The following is a 15,538-nucleotide window of genomic DNA, read 5'->3' on the forward strand; positions in this document are numbered from 1 at the left end:
TATCCTGATGGGAAGCTGTCGTTATATCCGGTGTCCAGGTATCTGTGGCCTCTTCAGGTTTCTGTTGTCTGAATTCTGGCCTCTGTCTACAATGCGTCTCTCAATGCATAGTCGATGGCTTTTGAACTCTCAAACACATGTTTCAAAATCGCCATCCGCGCGTATACGCCGTTTTCCACTTGTTTGAAAATCCGCGAGCGCGGCGATTCAACGAGGGAGGTCGCAATCTCCACCCCACGGTTGAAAGGTCCCGGATGCATGATGATCGCGCCCGGTTTCATCATTGTTTCCCGCTTTTCCGTTAGACCGAATTGCTCATGATAACGTTTTGCATTTTGACTGGCTGTCTGCTCCGCGTGGCGCTCGTGTTGCACCCGGAGCAACATGACCACATCGGCTTGTTTAATGGCGGTGTCAACAGAAACGTGGGCGCACCCCAAGGAATGGTCCATCCAATCGTCGGGGCCGGCCAACTGAACGTTCGCCCCTAGCCGCTTTAGCGCGCTAATATTGGAGCGGGCGACCCGGCTATGGCGGATGTCTCCAATCATAGCCACGTTCACCCCGGCGAATGTATGAAACTCCTCTTTGATCGTCATTAAGTCGAGCATGCATTGCGACGGATGTTCTCCTTCTCCGTCACCGGCGTTGATCACGGGGATTGACAACCCGCCCAGTTGCTCGTAAAACTGTTTCTCAAAATGGCGGACAACGACCGCTGAAGCACCGATCGCTTGTAACGTACGAATGGTATCGTACAACGATTCCCCTTTTTGAACGCTGGACGTATCAGCATCAATATCCAGGACATGGAATCCGAGGCGCTTTTGCGCGACTTCAAACGACATCTTCGTCCGTGTGCTCGGTTCGTAAAAAAGATTGGCAACGTAAGGACGTTCGGGAACCGTCCACGTTTCCCCTTCCTTAAAAGCAATTGCGTCCCGTAGCAACCCGTGCATCGATCCAACGGATAACTCATCAACGGTCTTAAAATGATGGGTTTGTTTATTCATTTTTAGTCCACCTCTGCTGTCGTATTTTCTCCCTCAAGACTGGAAAATAATTGTCCATTACCATATCCGAGCGATTTATTTGGCATGATGGCATGGAGGATCATGCCGATAATCGTTGCCAGCGCCATCGCGGGAATTTCCAGGTATTCGGTGATTGGGATGAACGCACCACCGATTCCAATGACAAGGACGGTCGCGACGATGACGAGATTGCGGTTCTCGCCGAGGTTAATTTCGTTTTCAATGAGCAAGCGCATGCCGGCCGAGGCGATAATGCCGAACAAGAGAATGGAGACGCCACCCATGACCGCATCCGGGATGCTGGCAATCAAAGCTTCGATTTTTCCCGAAAATCCGAACAGGATCGCGAGCACTGCGGCGCCGCCAATCACGAACACGCTGAAAATTTTTGTGATGGCAAGCACGCCGATGTTTTCTCCGTATGTCGTATTCGGCGGACCGCCAACAAGGGAGGCGACGATGGAAGCCAGGCCGTCTCCGAGCAAGGAGCGGTCCAATCCCGGGTTGCGCAAAAAGTTTCGTCCGACAATTTTGCTTAATACCATCTGATCCCCGATATGTTCAGCCATCGTGACGAGGGCGATCGGTGCCATGATGATAATGACCGTCAGCGACCATGTCGGGGTTACCGTTACAAACGGAATGGCGAAGTCGGGGATGTGAAACCACGGAGCGGCGGCTACTTCAGATAGATCGACGATGCCAGCCATGTACGCGATAATATAGCCCCCGACAAGGCCGGTTAAGACGGGAATGACTCGAAGAAACCCTTTGAAAAACACCGAGGTTACGATCGTAATCGCGAGCGTGGCAAGCGCGACGCTCAAGTGACGAAGGCTGTCCACGTATTGACCGGTTTCCTCGTCAAAATTCATCGCCATGTCAATCGCTGTGGAAGCAAGCCCCAACCCGATCACCATAATGACGGGACCGACGACGACCGGCGGCAGGAGGCGCATTAACCAGCCGACACCGAAGACTCTTATAAGAATGGCGGTAAGGCCATAAACAACCCCGGCGGTAAACGTCCCGAGCATCACGGCTGCCGCGCCTCCGAAGGACATGGCGGCAACTAACGGGAAGATAAATGCGAACGAAGAGCCGATGTAGGCAGGAATCTGCCCGCGGGTGACGAGCAAGTAGGCGAGCGTTCCCAACCCACTCGCGATCAAAGCAATCGACGGACTAAGACCCGTCAGAATAGGGACGAGAATCGTCGCCCCGAACATCGCGAACAAATGCTGTAAACTTAAGAAGATCCATTGATGCCAAGCAGGTCGGTCATGGACGTCGAGGACCGGTTTTGTGTTTGTCATGCTGCCTAAGCCTCCGTTCTAGAAGTGAGAGGTGGGAGGTGAGAAGTTGGAAAAACCTTCAAAACCTCTTTTTAAAAAAAACCCCTTTGTCCGTGACAAAGAGGAAGGTGGCAGAGGCAGACGGACGTGCGGCGCACCGCACGGGTTTGCTTTCAATGCCAAGTTCCTCTTATCAGCCTCACGGGACCGTTTTAAAGAGGGGGTTATTCATTTGTTTGGGTTTGGACGATGCTTACTTTGTCGGTGTCATCATTTTGGTATAACTGTACGCGTATTTGCTCGGACTGGGAGGTCGGGACGTTTTTGCCGACATAATCCGGACGGATCGGAAGCTCGCGGTGGCCGCGGTCGACGAGAACAGCGAGTTGAATCTGGTTCGGGCGCCCTTTATCCATCAATGCGTCCATGGCCGCGCGAACGGTGCGCCCCGTATAGAGGACGTCGTCGACGAGGATGACTTTTTTTCCTTCAATCGATGCGGGCAATTCCAATTCATGAATCTTTGGATCGGCTTGTTTTTTTTCAAGGTCATCGCGGTAAAGCGTGATATCGATGCTGCCGACCGGCAAGGTTACACCTTCGATTCGCTTGATGTTGGCTGCCAACTGCTCCGCCAACGGATAGCCACGCGTGCGAATGCCGAGCAAGATGCAATCATCCATGCCTTTGTTTTTTTCAATCATTTCATGCGAAATGCGGGTTAATGCTCGGCGGATCGCTTCTTGATCCAACAAAATTTGCTCCTTTTCTTTTGCCGTCATTTATATGCCCTCCCCATGAAAAAACCCCTCCATCCACGTGGGATCAGAGGGGTTCCTCGTCTTTTAGACATACGAGTGCCACGGCGCTCCGACACTCGATTAGGTTCCTTCTCAGCCTCACGGGACTGCTTTAAAGGGATTATTTTATTGTTGTTATTATTACAGAAAAAACGTAAGGTGTCAATATAAATTGCTAAAATAAATAAGTGATCGTCGCCATGGCGCCCGAAGCATGTAGAGGCTAGCACCTAGCGTCCCCATGAACCGTTCACGGTGACCGAATCTTGATGATATGTGCCGATACGGGCGCCATGAAGTATTCATGAGACCCGAAACCCGATAACGCGAGCCGGTTCGGGTGCCATGAAGCGGTCATGGAACCCGAAAATCGTGATGTCAGCCTATTTCGGGCGCTATGATACGCTCATGAAGACCGAGTCTTGATGCCGCGAGCCGGTTCAGGCGCCATGAGCCGTTCATGATGCCGAAATTCGCATGTTACGCCTATTACCGTCGCCATGAACTCATTCATGGCACCCAAAAGTACTCATTCACCCGCTCGCCGAATCCCCTCGATCAATTGTTCCATATCGTCCGGGAGCGGCGCGTGGAACGTATACATCTCGCTATCGCTCGGATGTACGAGTGTTAGCTCTTCTGCATGAAGCGCCTGGCCGGAAAGCAGGTGCGAATGTCGGCGGTTTCCATACTTTGGATCCGCCACGACCGGGTGGCCAATATAAGCCATGTGTACCCGGATTTGATGGGTCCGGCCGGTTTCCAAGCGGCACCGAATGATCGTATAATCCGAAAACCGTTCCAGTACGTCGAAATGCGTGATCGCTTCCTTGGCATGCACATCGGTAACGGCCATTTTTTGCCGGTCAAAGGGGTCCCTTCCGATCGGCGCCTCGATCGTTCCCTCCTCATGGGATACCGCTCCGTGGACGAGCGCCCGATACACCCGGGACAACGAGCGCCTTTGCAATTGCTCCACAAGGTGCGTGTGCGCGTGATTCGTTTTGGCAACAACCATCAAACCGCTCGTATCCTTGTCAATGCGATGAACGATGCCCGGCCGTAATTCACCATTGACATCCGACAATGCATCCGTGTAATGAAGAAGCGCGTGAACGAGCGTCCCGCCGGTAAAATGGCCGGGCGCCGGATGGACGACCATCCCCCGCGCTTTGTTCACGACGAGCAAATCATCATCTTCATAGCGAATATCGAGCGGAATATCCTCAGCCTCTAAAGCGAAAGGCTCTTCGGAAGGAGGTTCCGCCAGAATGTTGTCCCCCTTTTGCAATTTATAATTGCTTTTCACCTGCTTGCCACCCACCAACACATAGCCGTCGCGAACCCATTGTTGAACCGCTGTTCTTGATGCCCCCATCGCTTTCGCCAACCATTTGTCGATGCGTTCGTCTTCGTTCTCTTCCGAAACATGCCAAGTTTTAGGATTTATCATCGGCTTTCTCCTTTTTTTCCTTGCGCTCATCGATAAACAATTTTATGATGAGCAAAATAACCCCGACGGTCAGCGCACTATCGGCAACGTTAAAAATCGGAAAGCTATATGTACCGATGTACACATCGATAAAATCAATGACTTCCCCGTGCAAAATACGGTCGATGAAGTTTCCAACCGTGCCGCCAAGCAATATGCCGAGCGGGATGCCGATCCACTTGTCTGTTTGCCCCATTTTCTTTATAAAATAAACAATACCGACGGTGACGATAATCGTCACAATATAAAACAACCACATCTGCCCTTGCAAGATACCAAAAGCTGCACCGGCGTTTCGATGGGACGTGATATGTATGACGTCTTCGATGACCGGGATCGTTTCGCCAATCTCCATATAAGCCGCTATAAGCCATTTCGTGAGCTGGTCAGCGATAAGCACAACCAGTGCGAGCAAATAGTAAATAATAATCACTCGGTTCCCCCCTTATCGTCATAGGTAAAAGAAAAGGCGGTGGTTACCGCCAGTTCTCCTCTTCCTCCATTAGAGAATCGTACGCTTCGTTGCGGAACATATTGACATGATCGCTCCCGGTATATCCTTCGATTCCCGTTGAAAGAAAACGCTCCATCTCTTCCGTATAGCCGGGTGCCTCTTCCACCCAAAAGTCCGTCGTTGCCGTCTCCCGGTATCCGTCGTCTTCGGTCGTGTTCATGAGCGCCTCCCACATATCCACGCCATCAAGGGCCGCGTCTCCGTTCACTTCATAATCGTGATTGGCCGAAGGACTTGCTTCATTGGACGGTGGATCGACGAAGAAATGGGCCTCGCTAATGACTCCGTCCATTTTTTCGCCCCCTGTGCGGGCAATCGGGTAGGCGCGCAGGCGCTCGGGAGAAATCTCCGCACCCGTTTTCTCACAGATGCCATACGTGCCCTCCTTCACTTTATGAAGGGCATGCACGATCTCAGCGTACTCGTGATTACGGTGGCGGCGCAAAGCCTTGTCCTTGCTTGCTTCATAAAAAATATCGGCGGCGTCGGCAGGATGGTTATCGTAGACGGACAATTCATTGTCCCGGCTGTCTTGGTTTTTAACCGTTTCCCGCTCATCCATTTCGGATTTTCGCTCGTAAAGCCATTGAATGGCTGCTTCTTTATCGGTCACCGCAAACACTCCCCTTCCTTTCCACCCGCCTTTTTAGCTTCTGATGAAACGAAAGGGATTACCCGCATGGATCATTGGTTAAACTTCCAGATCTGCGGGATCGTACGTGGCGATAACGTCGGCACAGCGTTTGCATACGTCAGGATGTTCAGGGTCGGCGCCGACATCTTCTTTTACGTGCCAACAACGGGCACACGTTTCTCCTTTTGCTTCTTCAACATGAACGGCAGCCGTTTGCCCTTCCGGCACATCATTGCTTTTTTGCAGTTCCACTTGGGAAACGATGAACAGTTTCTCCGATCCCTCTTGTGCCAAAAGAAGGTCATAAGCTGTTTCAGGAACGGAAATCGTCACTTTTGCTTCCAGGGATTTACCAATGACCCGCTCTTCACGTGCCGTTTCCAACGCTTTCAACACATCATCACGCACGGCGAGTAATATCTCCCAACGATTGAGCAGCGCATCACGATCTTCAACTGCCATTGGTTCCGGCATATCCGTCAGTTGCACGAAATCCACATTCTCCGCTCCAGGAATATGCGCCCACGTCTCTTCCGCCGTATGCGGGGTGATCGGCGCGATTAATTTCGTAATGGCGATAACCGTATCGTGCATAACCGTCTGCAACGAGCGGCGGCGCGGGTCATCGGCATGATCGCAATACAAACGATCTTTTGCCACATCCATATAAAACGCACTCAACTCAACCGCACAGAAATGATGAATCGCTTGATAGGCGTTGCTGAATACGTAATTGCGGTACCCTTCTTGGGCACGTTCGATTACGTTGTTCAGTCTTTCCCGCATGTAGCGGTCCATGTCTTCCAATTGATGGACCGGCACACGGTGAACGGCCGGGTCAAAGTCGTGCAAGTTCCCGAGCAGAAAACGCAGCGTGTTGCGGACTTTCCGGTAGTTTTCCGATACCTGTTTTAAAATGTCATCCGATAGGCGAACGTCAGCCTGAAAATCCACGGAACCTGCCCAAAGCCGTAAAATATCGGCACCCAGCTGTTTCATGACATTGGCAGGGTCAATGACATTCCCGAGCGATTTTGACATTTTCTGGCCATTGCCATCCATCGTAAATCCATGGCTCAGCACTTGTTTATAAGGTGCTTCGCCGGTGACGGCAACCGCGGTCGTCAACGAAGAATTAAACCAGCCCCGGTATTGGTCCGACCCTTCCAAATAAAGATCGGCCGGCCGCTGTGCATCTTCTCGCTCCATGAGCACCCCTTCATGCGTCGAGCCGGAATCGAACCAGACGTCCATAATGTCCATCTCACGGGTAAACGTTCCATTCGGGCTATGCGTAGATGTATAGCCGTCTGGCAATAAATCCGTTGCTTCCCATTCAAACCAAATGTTGGAGCCATGTTCCCTAAACAATTGGGCGACATGGTCAATTGTTTCATCATCGACGATCGCCGTCCCATCTTCGCCATAAAAAACCGGGATCGGGACGCCCCAAGACCGTTGTCTGGAAATACACCAATCGCCACGGTCGCGAACCATGTTATACAACCGTGTTTCTCCCCATTTTGGTTGCCATTTCACACGGCCGATGGCTTCCAATAACTCGTTTCTAATATTATCCACGGATACGAACCATTGCTCCGTCGCCCGATAAATAACAGGCTTCTTCGTGCGCCAATCATGAGGATACGAATGGGTGATGAACGTCAGTTTCAGCAAGGATCCGACTTCTTCTAGTTTTTCCGTAATTTCTTTATTTGCCTTATCATAAAACATCCCTTCAAACCCGGGGGCTTCATCTGTAAATACCCCTTTGTCATTGACCGGAGACAGAGCTTCCAAACCGTATTCTTTTCCGATGAAGAAGTCTTCTTCCCCGTGCCCGGGCGCGGTATGGACGGCACCGGTTCCCGCGTCCACTGTCACATGTTCCCCGGTCATAACGAGGGAATCCCGATCATAAAAAGGGTGTTTGGCGACAACTCGATCCAGCGCTTCGCCTTTCACCGTGTCCACGATTTCGGCATCGTCTTGCCATCCCAATTCTTCAATAACGGTTTCATACAATTTACTGGCAACGACGTAACGTTTGTTGCCACGAGTGAACACGCTGTAGTCATAATCGGGATGTACCGAAATGCCCATGTTTCCCGGAATCGTCCATGGCGTTGTCGTCCAGATGATCACCTGGTCTCCTTCATTCAAAACCCCTTTTCCGTCGGTCACCGGAAAGGACACATAAATCGACGGCGAACGCTTGTCATGGTATTCGATTTCTGCTTCAGCAAGCGCGGATTCCGATGATGGCGACCAATACACCGGCCGTTTCCCTTGATAGACGTGGCCTTGCTTCGCCATTTCCCCGAAAACACGAATTTGATTCGCTTCAAAGTCCGGCGTCAGTGTTACATAAGGATTTTCCCAATCGGCAATCATGCCGAGCCGTTTAAATTGATTCCGTTGCTTTTCCAGTTGCTCCCAAGCGTAATCTTCACACGCTTTGCGAAATTCGGCAACCGACATTTTTTTGCGGTCGATTTTTTTATTCTTCGTGAGAGCCGTTTCGATCGGCAACCCGTGGGCATCCCAGCCGGGAATATAAGGCGCGTTATAGCCGTCCATGGACCGATGCCGAACGATGATATCTTTTAAAATCCGGTTCAAAGCATGACCGACGTGAATGTCGCCATTTGCATAAATCGGTCCGTCATGCAAGATGAAAAGCGGTTTATCGGCATTTTTTTCAACGAGCTGTTGATATAGGCCTTCTTCTTCCCAGGCCTCCTGCCGTTTCGGCTCTTGACTCGGCAGCTTTCCCCTCATCGGAAAAGCGGTTTTCGGCATTAAAAGGGTTTGCTTGTAATCCATTTCGTTCTTCCTCCATTTCGTTTTGTATACATAAAGTCAAATAAAAAAACCCCGCCCTGCGTAGGGACGAGGTTTACCCGCGGTACCACCCTGCTAGCTGTTAGAAAACTTGGCTTTTCGCCAAGCTTTTATGGCGAAAAGCCTTAGTTGCACTTATGCAGGTAAGAAAGTTAATTTATACTTTCTTACCTGCCAAAAAAATGCAATGCCGCTCGGATCAAGTAACGTTTGATGGACGCCGGCGCCTACTCTGGCCTGGCCGTTTCGGACCGGTGCTTAAGGGTGATTTTCATGAAGGGGGTTGATCAGGCTCACACCATCCCTGACTCGCTTGGCAACGGGTTCCTTCACTACTGTCCCTGTCATAGCGTACACTATCGATGTTTTACAAAATTATATGGGAGATAGCCACTTTCGTCAAGTAGCGGCTTTTAAGCTAACGATCTAGTCAAGATCCAAATATAAGCAGTGTGTCCGCCGGTGCTTCTCTCGCTTCCGATCGCTCCCTTCATTTGGGTGGGGAGATTTTGATCACAAGTAATCCCTCGAACGGCGGTCGAGCTGCTCTGAGAGGAACAAAAGGATGCATAGTAATCCCTCAGACGGGAGTCGGTCTGCTCCGTGAGGAACAAGAGTGGTTAAGTAATCCCTCAAACGGAGAACGAACTGCTCCGAGTGGAACAAGTGAAGCTAAGTTTGGGGGTGACTTCTCGATTCTTAGAAAACTTGGCTTTTCGCCAAGCTTATGGCGAAAGCCTTAGTTGCACTTATGCAGGTAATAAAGTTGATTTATACTTTCTTACCTGCCAAGAAAGACGACCTTATTTCGATTAATAAATTGTTGTACTTTAACTTTCCGCTTGCTTTTAAGCTTCTTCAGACGTTTGATCGGCCGTGTTCTCTTCTTCTCCTTCTTCTTCGAAAGAATCGGCAAGTTTGTCCCATTCCTCATCGTTAAGCATTTCCAATTGTGATTCAATCAGCATTTTAAAACGCATGCGATAAACGGACGCCTGTTTTTTCAATTCTTCGGTTTCCAATGCAATTTTGCGGGATTTGGCGAGCGCATCGTTGATGATTCGATCGGCATTTTTTTCCGATTCCCGAATAATAAGCTGGGACTCCTTATTCGCACTGCGTTTAATATCTTCGGCCGACTCTTGGGCAACGTAAATGGATTTATTCAACGTTTCTTCCATGTTGGAAAAATGATTCAGGCGATCTTCCAATTCATTCACTTTTTCAAACAATTCATTTTTTTGCCGAATTGTACTCTCATAATCCTTAATGATTTGATCGAGAAATTCGTTGACTTCATCTTCATCATAACCGCGAAACGCTTTCGTAAACTGCTTATTGTGAATATCTACCGGGGTTAGCGACAACGCCAGCCACCTCCAAAATGTTTTGTCTAATCTGTTTTTCGCCCAAATACGATCCGTTGGCGCCCCTTTCGGGAACGTTCTTCTAAGGCGATTAGCGTGCTTCTCCCTTTGCCGCGGACAGAAATGACATCGCCCTCTTCCACGATCGTTGCCGGGTGATCGGTCGTTCTCCAATTCAATTTCACGCGTTCCCGCTCTATGTATGGCTTCACCTTTGAACGAGGAAGACGATAAATCGCAGCGATGACCACATCGAGCCGCAACGAAGAGACGAAGGCGGTGTCTTCCTGCCAGTCCTCTTCGATACGCACGGCTTCCGTAAGAGGTTCCGGAGTTGTTTTCAGCGATGTATTTCCCGCTTTCGTAAGGTTTAATTGGATAAAGTCCGCGATTTCTTTCGCACAAAAAAATTGTAACACATCTTTCGTCACCGTGATATCGCCGAAAAGTTCGCGTTTCACCCCAAGCGAAGTGAGCGCACCGAGGAGGTCACGGTGATGAATCTCCGCAAATTTGCGCGCATAATCAACATCGAACAATTCCACTTGAAAGCGGTGTTCTCCTGCCTCTTCATAGAAAGGGTACAGAAGCGCCCGTTGTCGTTCTGCACCCGGCCTTCCTCCGAAAAAAGCGACATGTACCGTTTCATCCCCGCCAACGACCGCTGACACGATCTCTCGTTCCCGAGGGTCCAAAAAGCCGCTTAATTTTGCCTCATAGATCGTGCCAACATGGGACTTCCAATCTTCCACTTGCTGGATAAACGGAAATTCTTCTTTGCGAAAATGTTGATAAATCTCCATTAGCCGGCTCCTGTCGTTAAAAGAAAATAGCACCGACGCCGCTCGCCGCGAGACGCAAGGCGATTAGCGCGACAATCGGGGAAAAGTCCATCATGCCGCCGAGCGGAGGAATGAATTTACGGAAGGGTTCCAAATACGGCTCTACAATCGAGCCGAGCATCTGGCCGAAATTCGATTCCCGCAAGTTCGGAATCCAGCTTGATAAGACATAAATGAAAACAGCAACTGTATATAAATTAATGCCCATGCTTAAAAGTTGGCCAATCATTTGCATCGGGTGTTCACCTGCCTTCTAGCTTTATCTACCATTCTGCACTTTCCTGGTGAAGAAATTCGGAGATCGCACCGCTTACATCGACGTTTTCCGGGGTACACAGGAACGTCCCCGTGCCGATCTTTTGGATGTCTCCGCCGATCGCGTATACCGTTCCGCTCAAGAAATCCACGATTCTTTTAGCTTGATCGTTCGGGATCCGCTGCATATTAATGACACACGAACGTCTGTTTTTCAAATGATCCGCCACTTCTTGCGCTTCATCGTACGTGCGCGGTTCGATTAAAACCATCTTCGCAGACTGTTGCACACTTTGCAAGCTGACCACATTTTTTCCATGCTTGGCCGTTGGCTCTGTTTCGTCATCGGCAGGAATTTCTTGTTCTTCGTCATAATACTCTTCATCAAAATCAAAAAAACGTTTGAAACGTGTTTTAAAGCCCAAAATCTACGCCTCCCTTCCCGTTTCATTGCCGACAAGGCTTGTCCCCAAACGAATAATCGTGGCTCCTTCTTCCACCGCCTGTTCAAAATCATTGGACATCCCCATGGACAAATGTTGACAAGGGGCATGGGGCAATTGCAAACGTTTAATATCGTCACATAGCTCACGCAATTGCCGAAAATACGGGCGCACGTCTTCCGGGTTTTTCGTGTGCGGAGCCATCGTCATGAGTCCCGCGACGCGAATGTGCTCATAAGATTCGAGGGCACGCACGAAGTTTTCCAATTGATCGGGGGCTACCCCCGCCTTCGTTTCCTCCCCGGAAACGTTCACCTGCACCATGCAATCAATCGGTGTTTCCCGTTGATAACGTTTATTAATTTCTTTCGCTAGAGACGCGCGATCGAGGGAATGAATCACGTCACACTCATGGATAACCTCTTTCACTTTTCGGCTTTGCATGCGTCCGACAAAATGCCAGTGTACGGGCGCCTTTATGGCTTGTTTTTTTTCAAGCAAACCGCCATCCCGGCTTTCGCCAAAATGTTTCACCCCCGCGGCTATTGCTTTTTCCACACGCTCGGCCGATACGTATTTCGTTACCGCCATAACGGTGACGTCTTCCGGGCTCCGGCCTGCGCGTTCACAAGCCGCAGATACCCTTGCCATAATCGCTTCATAATTTTCCTTGATGTTCATTTACTCTTCGTCACTCCCCGCGGTGTTCAAAAACCCTATATAAGCCATCATGCGCCCGGTTTGGCCGGAGTCGCGCCGATGCGAAAAAAATAACTCTTCGTTTTCATAGGTGCACGCGTTGCTTATATCCATATGCGCGCGTTTAATGCCTGCTTTTTCAAGCAACAACGCGTTTGCTTCTTTTAAATCCAATTGAAAGAGCCCGGACTCGTGTTGCGTCCACGGTTCTTTTCCTCGGGGCAATACTTTTTTTAGCGCAGTAATCACCTTGTCGTCCACTTCGTAAGCGGCCTTTCCGATGGACGGTCCGATCACCACATGGATAGCTTCGGCGGGGATTCCTTCGATTTCGTCCCATATCCTGACCATCTCGCCCCCGATATTAGCGGCGGTCCCTTTCCAACCGGCATGGGCGATACCTGCGATCGTTTGCCCGCGGTTATAAAAATAAAGCGGAACACAATCGGCGTATAAACTCATGAGCCACAGGTTTTTCGTTGTCGTATATAGGCCATCCACATCGGGAATCGTATCATCAAGTTTAAAGCTCCCGCGCCCACCGTCGGTTTCATCAACTTTCCGGACCACACCGCCGTGCACCTGCTCGCCGAACACCGCGCGCGAAAGCGAAATGTCGAGGGCATTGGCAAGTTGCTCGCGATTAGCCATGACATGATCGGAATCATCGCCGACATGAAAACCGTAGTTCGCCTCGTTATATGGGTCACGGCTAATGCCGCCGAGCCGTGTCGTAAACCCGGCACGCACCTGTTTTGGGCCGCGGATCTCAAGCAATGTTTTCGTTGGATGTAGGGCAAAAGGTTCTCTATTCATAAAAGACCGCCTCTGGTTCTTTTGTTACTCTTTATTTTACCACATATTCCTTCATATTCGATAGTTATTATTGAAAACTCGACGTTTCTGTTCCATGTACATAAACGAGGATAACATCGGTTCCGATTTTTGCGATTTGCGTCCAGGGAATAATCATTTCATCATCGCGTCCGAACATCCCCAACAACCGCCCCGACCCGGTAATGATTAAGGATTCTATGTTCCCGGTCATCAAATTAATGTCCACGTCCCCAAGTGACCCCAATCGTTTTCCCGTTTGAACGTTCACCACTTCTTTTGATTGCAGATCGGTGATTTTCAACATGTTAGGCGCCTCCCTCATTTCCTGATCGATCCACCTCTTTAATATGTATGACGGAAGACAACCGTTTATCTCTCAGGAATCAGGTTCGTTTTGCGAGAGAGGAGGGGAGGACAGCTAGCGTCATGGCGATCGGAATGAGCGATTCGCGATGATTTCGGGCGTCAAGGGGCGTTCATGGCGACTGAAATGAAGCTTTAGCACCTGTTTCGGGTTCCATGAAGCGGTCATGGCCACCGGAATGAGCATTCCACGGTAATTTCAGGCTCCATGAAACCATGGCAATAAAAAACTCCAACAGGGCACGGGCACCCCATCGGAGTCTGCTTTTATTGACTATGTTTGTTCATCTGTTGAACAGCTGCTTTTTCCAGCCGGGATACTTGGGCTTGGGAAATCCCAATTTCTTCGGCCACTTCCATTTGTGTTTTCCCTTGAAAAAAACGCATGTCGAGTATTTTCTTTTCGCGGTCATTAAGTCGAATCATCGCTTCTTGCAAAGCAATATGTTCAACCCACGATGTATCGCTTACTTTTTCATCGCTCACTTGGTCCATGACATAGATCGGGTCCCCGCCGTCGTTGTAGATCGGCTCAAACAACGAAACCGGATCTTGAATGGCATCAAGCGCAAAAACGACGTCTTCTTTCGGCGTGTCAAGCTCTTTTGCGATCTCCTGAACGGTCGGTTCCGTTGCCCGGTTTTTTTCGGACATGAGACGGTCGCGAACTTGTAATGCTTTGTACGCCGTATCGCGAAGAGAACGGGAAACCCTGATCGGATTGTTATCGCGCAAGTAGCGGCGAATTTCACCGATAATCATGGGCACGGCATAAGTAGAAAACTTCACGTTATGGCTGAGATCGAAATTATCAATGCTTTTCATCAAGCCGATACAGCCAACTTGAAACAAATCATCAACAAACTCACCTCGATTATTGAAACGTTGAATGACACTAAGGACGAGTCGCAAGTTTCCATTCACCAATGTTTCTCTTGCTGTTTCATCACCGGATTGCAGGCGTTCGAATAACACTCGCATTTCATCATTTTTCAAAACGGGCAGCTTCGATGTGTCCACACCGCAGATCTCTACTTTGTTGCGTGTCATGTCTTCCCTCCCACGGTGGCTTACGGAGAACTACGATTCCTCCTTCTTACACGTTCAGTATGTCCGTGTGAAGAAAAAATATGCGTTGCCAACGTCCGCCTTATCGATGGGAAGATGCCCGTATGATGCAAAACCCGCGTGCGTCCGCCTGTTTGTTTTTACACCATTTTATTAAATTCTTTTTTCAGTCTGCGAATAATGCGTTTTTCCAGCCGGGAAATATAAGATTGTGAGATCCCGAGCATATCTGCCACATCTTTTTGTGTTTTTTCCTTCTGGCCGGCAAGCCCGAACCGAAGCTCCATGATTTGTTTTTCCCGGGGATTGAGTGTTGTTAATGCCCGCCGAAGCAGGGATTTATCGACTTTATCCTCGATGCCCCGAGTGATGATGTCTTCTTCAGTCCCCATCACATCCGAGAGTAGCAGCTCATTGCCGTCCCAATCGACATTTAGCGGTTCATCAAAAGAAATTTCAAAACGGGTTTTATTGTTCCTCCGCAAATACATCAAAATCTCATTTTCAATACAGCGTGAGGCGTAAGTGGCCAGCTTTATCTTTTTTTCCGGATTAAATGTGTTGACCCCTTTGATGAGACCGATCGTCCCAATGCTAATCAAATCTTCAATATTAATACCGGTGTTCTCAAATTTACGGGCAATATAGACGACGAGCCGGAGGTTGCGTTCGATCAAAATGCCGCGCACTTCCTCGTCTCCATCCGGCAGTTTGGCAAGTAGGTCCGCTTCCTCTTCTTTTGAAAGCGGTGGCGGCAGCGCCTCACTTCCACCGATATAATAAATGCTGTCCGTTTTTATGCCAAAAAAGGCAAGGATTTTATACCAGCGTTTCAAAAAGTGAACCTTTATTTTTTTCCACAAAGCATTTCTCCCCTTTTATCCCGGTGGTAAACGCCCGTCCCAGAGGTCAGATTTCTGACAGAAGTCGGAAAAAACCTTTTCAGCAAGCGAGGAATGATCTTCCGGCTTTCGATTTCTGATTTCCGGTATAACTGGCGGCTAACACCCCGATTGTGACGCACAGGATGTGCTAGTGTCGGCGTTGTCAC

The 15,538-nt window shown here is 49.5% G+C and carries 16 protein-coding genes; all 16 read right to left on the bottom strand.

Going from position 1 to position 15,538, the window contains the following annotated elements; genetic code table 11:
• Positions 1–86: 86 nt before the first annotated feature.
• The gene (locus HUG15_RS14850; RefSeq protein ID WP_200123842.1) at positions 87–1,013 is read right to left on the bottom strand and encodes an aspartate carbamoyltransferase catalytic subunit; all 927 of its coding nucleotides are present in this window, start codon (positions 1,011–1,013) and stop codon (positions 87–89) included.
• A 2-nt stretch (positions 1,014–1,015) separates the two neighbouring features.
• Positions 1,016–2,350, bottom strand: a complete 1,335-nt coding sequence (locus tag HUG15_RS14855) for a uracil-xanthine permease family protein (protein ID WP_200123843.1) — start codon at positions 2,348–2,350, stop codon at positions 1,016–1,018.
• Positions 2,351–2,553: 203 nt separating this feature from the next.
• Positions 2,554–3,111: a bifunctional pyr operon transcriptional regulator/uracil phosphoribosyltransferase PyrR gene (gene pyrR, locus HUG15_RS14860; protein ID WP_200123844.1), complete on the bottom strand. Its 558-nt coding sequence runs from the start codon at positions 3,109–3,111 to the stop codon at positions 2,554–2,556.
• 547 nt (positions 3,112–3,658) lie between these two features.
• Complete coding sequence (locus tag HUG15_RS14865; protein WP_425504010.1) at positions 3,659–4,582, bottom strand: RluA family pseudouridine synthase; 924 nt, start codon at positions 4,580–4,582, stop codon at positions 3,659–3,661.
• Positions 4,569–5,048: a signal peptidase II gene (lspA, locus tag HUG15_RS14870; protein ID WP_200128995.1), complete on the bottom strand. Its 480-nt coding sequence runs from the start codon at positions 5,046–5,048 to the stop codon at positions 4,569–4,571. The genes HUG15_RS14865 and lspA overlap by 14 nt, the downstream gene beginning before the upstream one ends.
• A gap of 49 nt (positions 5,049–5,097) precedes the next feature.
• Positions 5,098–5,748 (bottom strand): TraR/DksA C4-type zinc finger protein, encoded by a 651-nt coding sequence (locus HUG15_RS14875; RefSeq protein WP_200123845.1) that lies wholly within the window; start codon positions 5,746–5,748, stop codon positions 5,098–5,100.
• 78 nt (positions 5,749–5,826) lie between these two features.
• The gene (gene ileS / locus HUG15_RS14880; protein ID WP_200123846.1) at positions 5,827–8,595 is read right to left on the bottom strand and encodes an isoleucine--tRNA ligase; all 2,769 of its coding nucleotides are present in this window, start codon (positions 8,593–8,595) and stop codon (positions 5,827–5,829) included.
• 866 nt (positions 8,596–9,461) lie between these two features.
• Positions 9,462–9,980, bottom strand: a complete 519-nt coding sequence (locus HUG15_RS14885) for a DivIVA domain-containing protein (protein ID WP_200123847.1) — start codon at positions 9,978–9,980, stop codon at positions 9,462–9,464.
• Positions 9,981–10,006: 26 nt separating this feature from the next.
• A complete protein-coding gene (locus tag HUG15_RS14890; protein ID WP_200123848.1) occupies positions 10,007–10,783 on the bottom strand; it encodes a YlmH family RNA-binding protein in 777 nt (258 codons plus the stop codon).
• A 16-nt stretch (positions 10,784–10,799) separates the two neighbouring features.
• Positions 10,800–11,057: a YggT family protein gene (locus HUG15_RS14895; RefSeq protein ID WP_200123849.1), complete on the bottom strand. Its 258-nt coding sequence runs from the start codon at positions 11,055–11,057 to the stop codon at positions 10,800–10,802.
• Between the two features lie 28 nt (positions 11,058–11,085).
• On the bottom strand, positions 11,086–11,502 hold the full coding sequence (locus HUG15_RS14900) for a cell division protein SepF (protein ID WP_200123850.1): 417 nt from the start codon (positions 11,500–11,502) through the stop codon (positions 11,086–11,088).
• A 3-nt stretch (positions 11,503–11,505) separates the two neighbouring features.
• Positions 11,506–12,201: a YggS family pyridoxal phosphate-dependent enzyme gene (locus HUG15_RS14905; RefSeq protein ID WP_200123851.1), complete on the bottom strand. Its 696-nt coding sequence runs from the start codon at positions 12,199–12,201 to the stop codon at positions 11,506–11,508.
• Positions 12,202–13,035: a peptidoglycan editing factor PgeF gene (pgeF, locus tag HUG15_RS14910; protein ID WP_200123852.1), complete on the bottom strand. Its 834-nt coding sequence runs from the start codon at positions 13,033–13,035 to the stop codon at positions 12,202–12,204.
• Positions 13,036–13,102: 67 nt separating this feature from the next.
• Positions 13,103–13,360, bottom strand: a complete 258-nt coding sequence (locus HUG15_RS14915) for a YlmC/YmxH family sporulation protein (protein WP_200123853.1) — start codon at positions 13,358–13,360, stop codon at positions 13,103–13,105.
• Between the two features lie 326 nt (positions 13,361–13,686).
• Positions 13,687–14,469 carry an RNA polymerase sporulation sigma factor SigG gene (gene sigG, locus HUG15_RS14920; protein ID WP_200123854.1) on the bottom strand — a complete coding sequence of 261 codons (783 nt, stop codon included), beginning with the start codon at positions 14,467–14,469 and terminating at the stop codon, positions 13,687–13,689.
• A gap of 158 nt (positions 14,470–14,627) precedes the next feature.
• Positions 14,628–15,338 carry an RNA polymerase sporulation sigma factor SigE gene (gene sigE / locus HUG15_RS14925; protein ID WP_425504059.1) on the bottom strand — a complete coding sequence of 237 codons (711 nt, stop codon included), beginning with the start codon at positions 15,336–15,338 and terminating at the stop codon, positions 14,628–14,630.
• Between the last annotated feature and the right edge of the window lie 200 nt (positions 15,339–15,538).

Source organism: Salicibibacter cibarius, assembly GCF_016495725.1.
GTDB classification, from domain to species: Bacteria; Bacillota; Bacilli; order Bacillales; family Marinococcaceae; genus Salicibibacter; species Salicibibacter cibarius.

Coding starts and splice junctions, on each gene's coding strand:
- ileS (WP_200123846.1), bottom strand. CDS start 8,595: ATGGATTACAAGCAAACCCTTTTAATGCCGAAAACCGCTTTTCCGATG.
- HUG15_RS14855 (WP_200123843.1), bottom strand. CDS start 2,350: ATGACAAACACAAAACCGGTCCTCGACGTCCATGACCGACCTGCTTGG.
- HUG15_RS14905 (WP_200123851.1), bottom strand. CDS start 12,201: ATGAACATCAAGGAAAATTATGAAGCGATTATGGCAAGGGTATCTGCG.
- HUG15_RS14890 (WP_200123848.1), bottom strand. CDS start 10,783: ATGGAGATTTATCAACATTTTCGCAAAGAAGAATTTCCGTTTATCCAG.
- HUG15_RS14915 (WP_200123853.1), bottom strand. CDS start 13,360: ATGTTGAAAATCACCGATCTGCAATCAAAAGAAGTGGTGAACGTTCAA.
- sigG (WP_200123854.1), bottom strand. CDS start 14,469: ATGACACGCAACAAAGTAGAGATCTGCGGTGTGGACACATCGAAGCTG.
- HUG15_RS14895 (WP_200123849.1), bottom strand. CDS start 11,057: ATGCAAATGATTGGCCAACTTTTAAGCATGGGCATTAATTTATATACA.
- HUG15_RS14865 (WP_425504010.1), bottom strand. CDS start 4,582: ATGATAAATCCTAAAACTTGGCATGTTTCGGAAGAGAACGAAGACGAA.
- HUG15_RS14850 (WP_200123842.1), bottom strand. CDS start 1,013: ATGAATAAACAAACCCATCATTTTAAGACCGTTGATGAGTTATCCGTT.
- pgeF (WP_200123852.1), bottom strand. CDS start 13,035: ATGAATAGAGAACCTTTTGCCCTACATCCAACGAAAACATTGCTTGAG.
- pyrR (WP_200123844.1), bottom strand. CDS start 3,111: ATGACGGCAAAAGAAAAGGAGCAAATTTTGTTGGATCAAGAAGCGATC.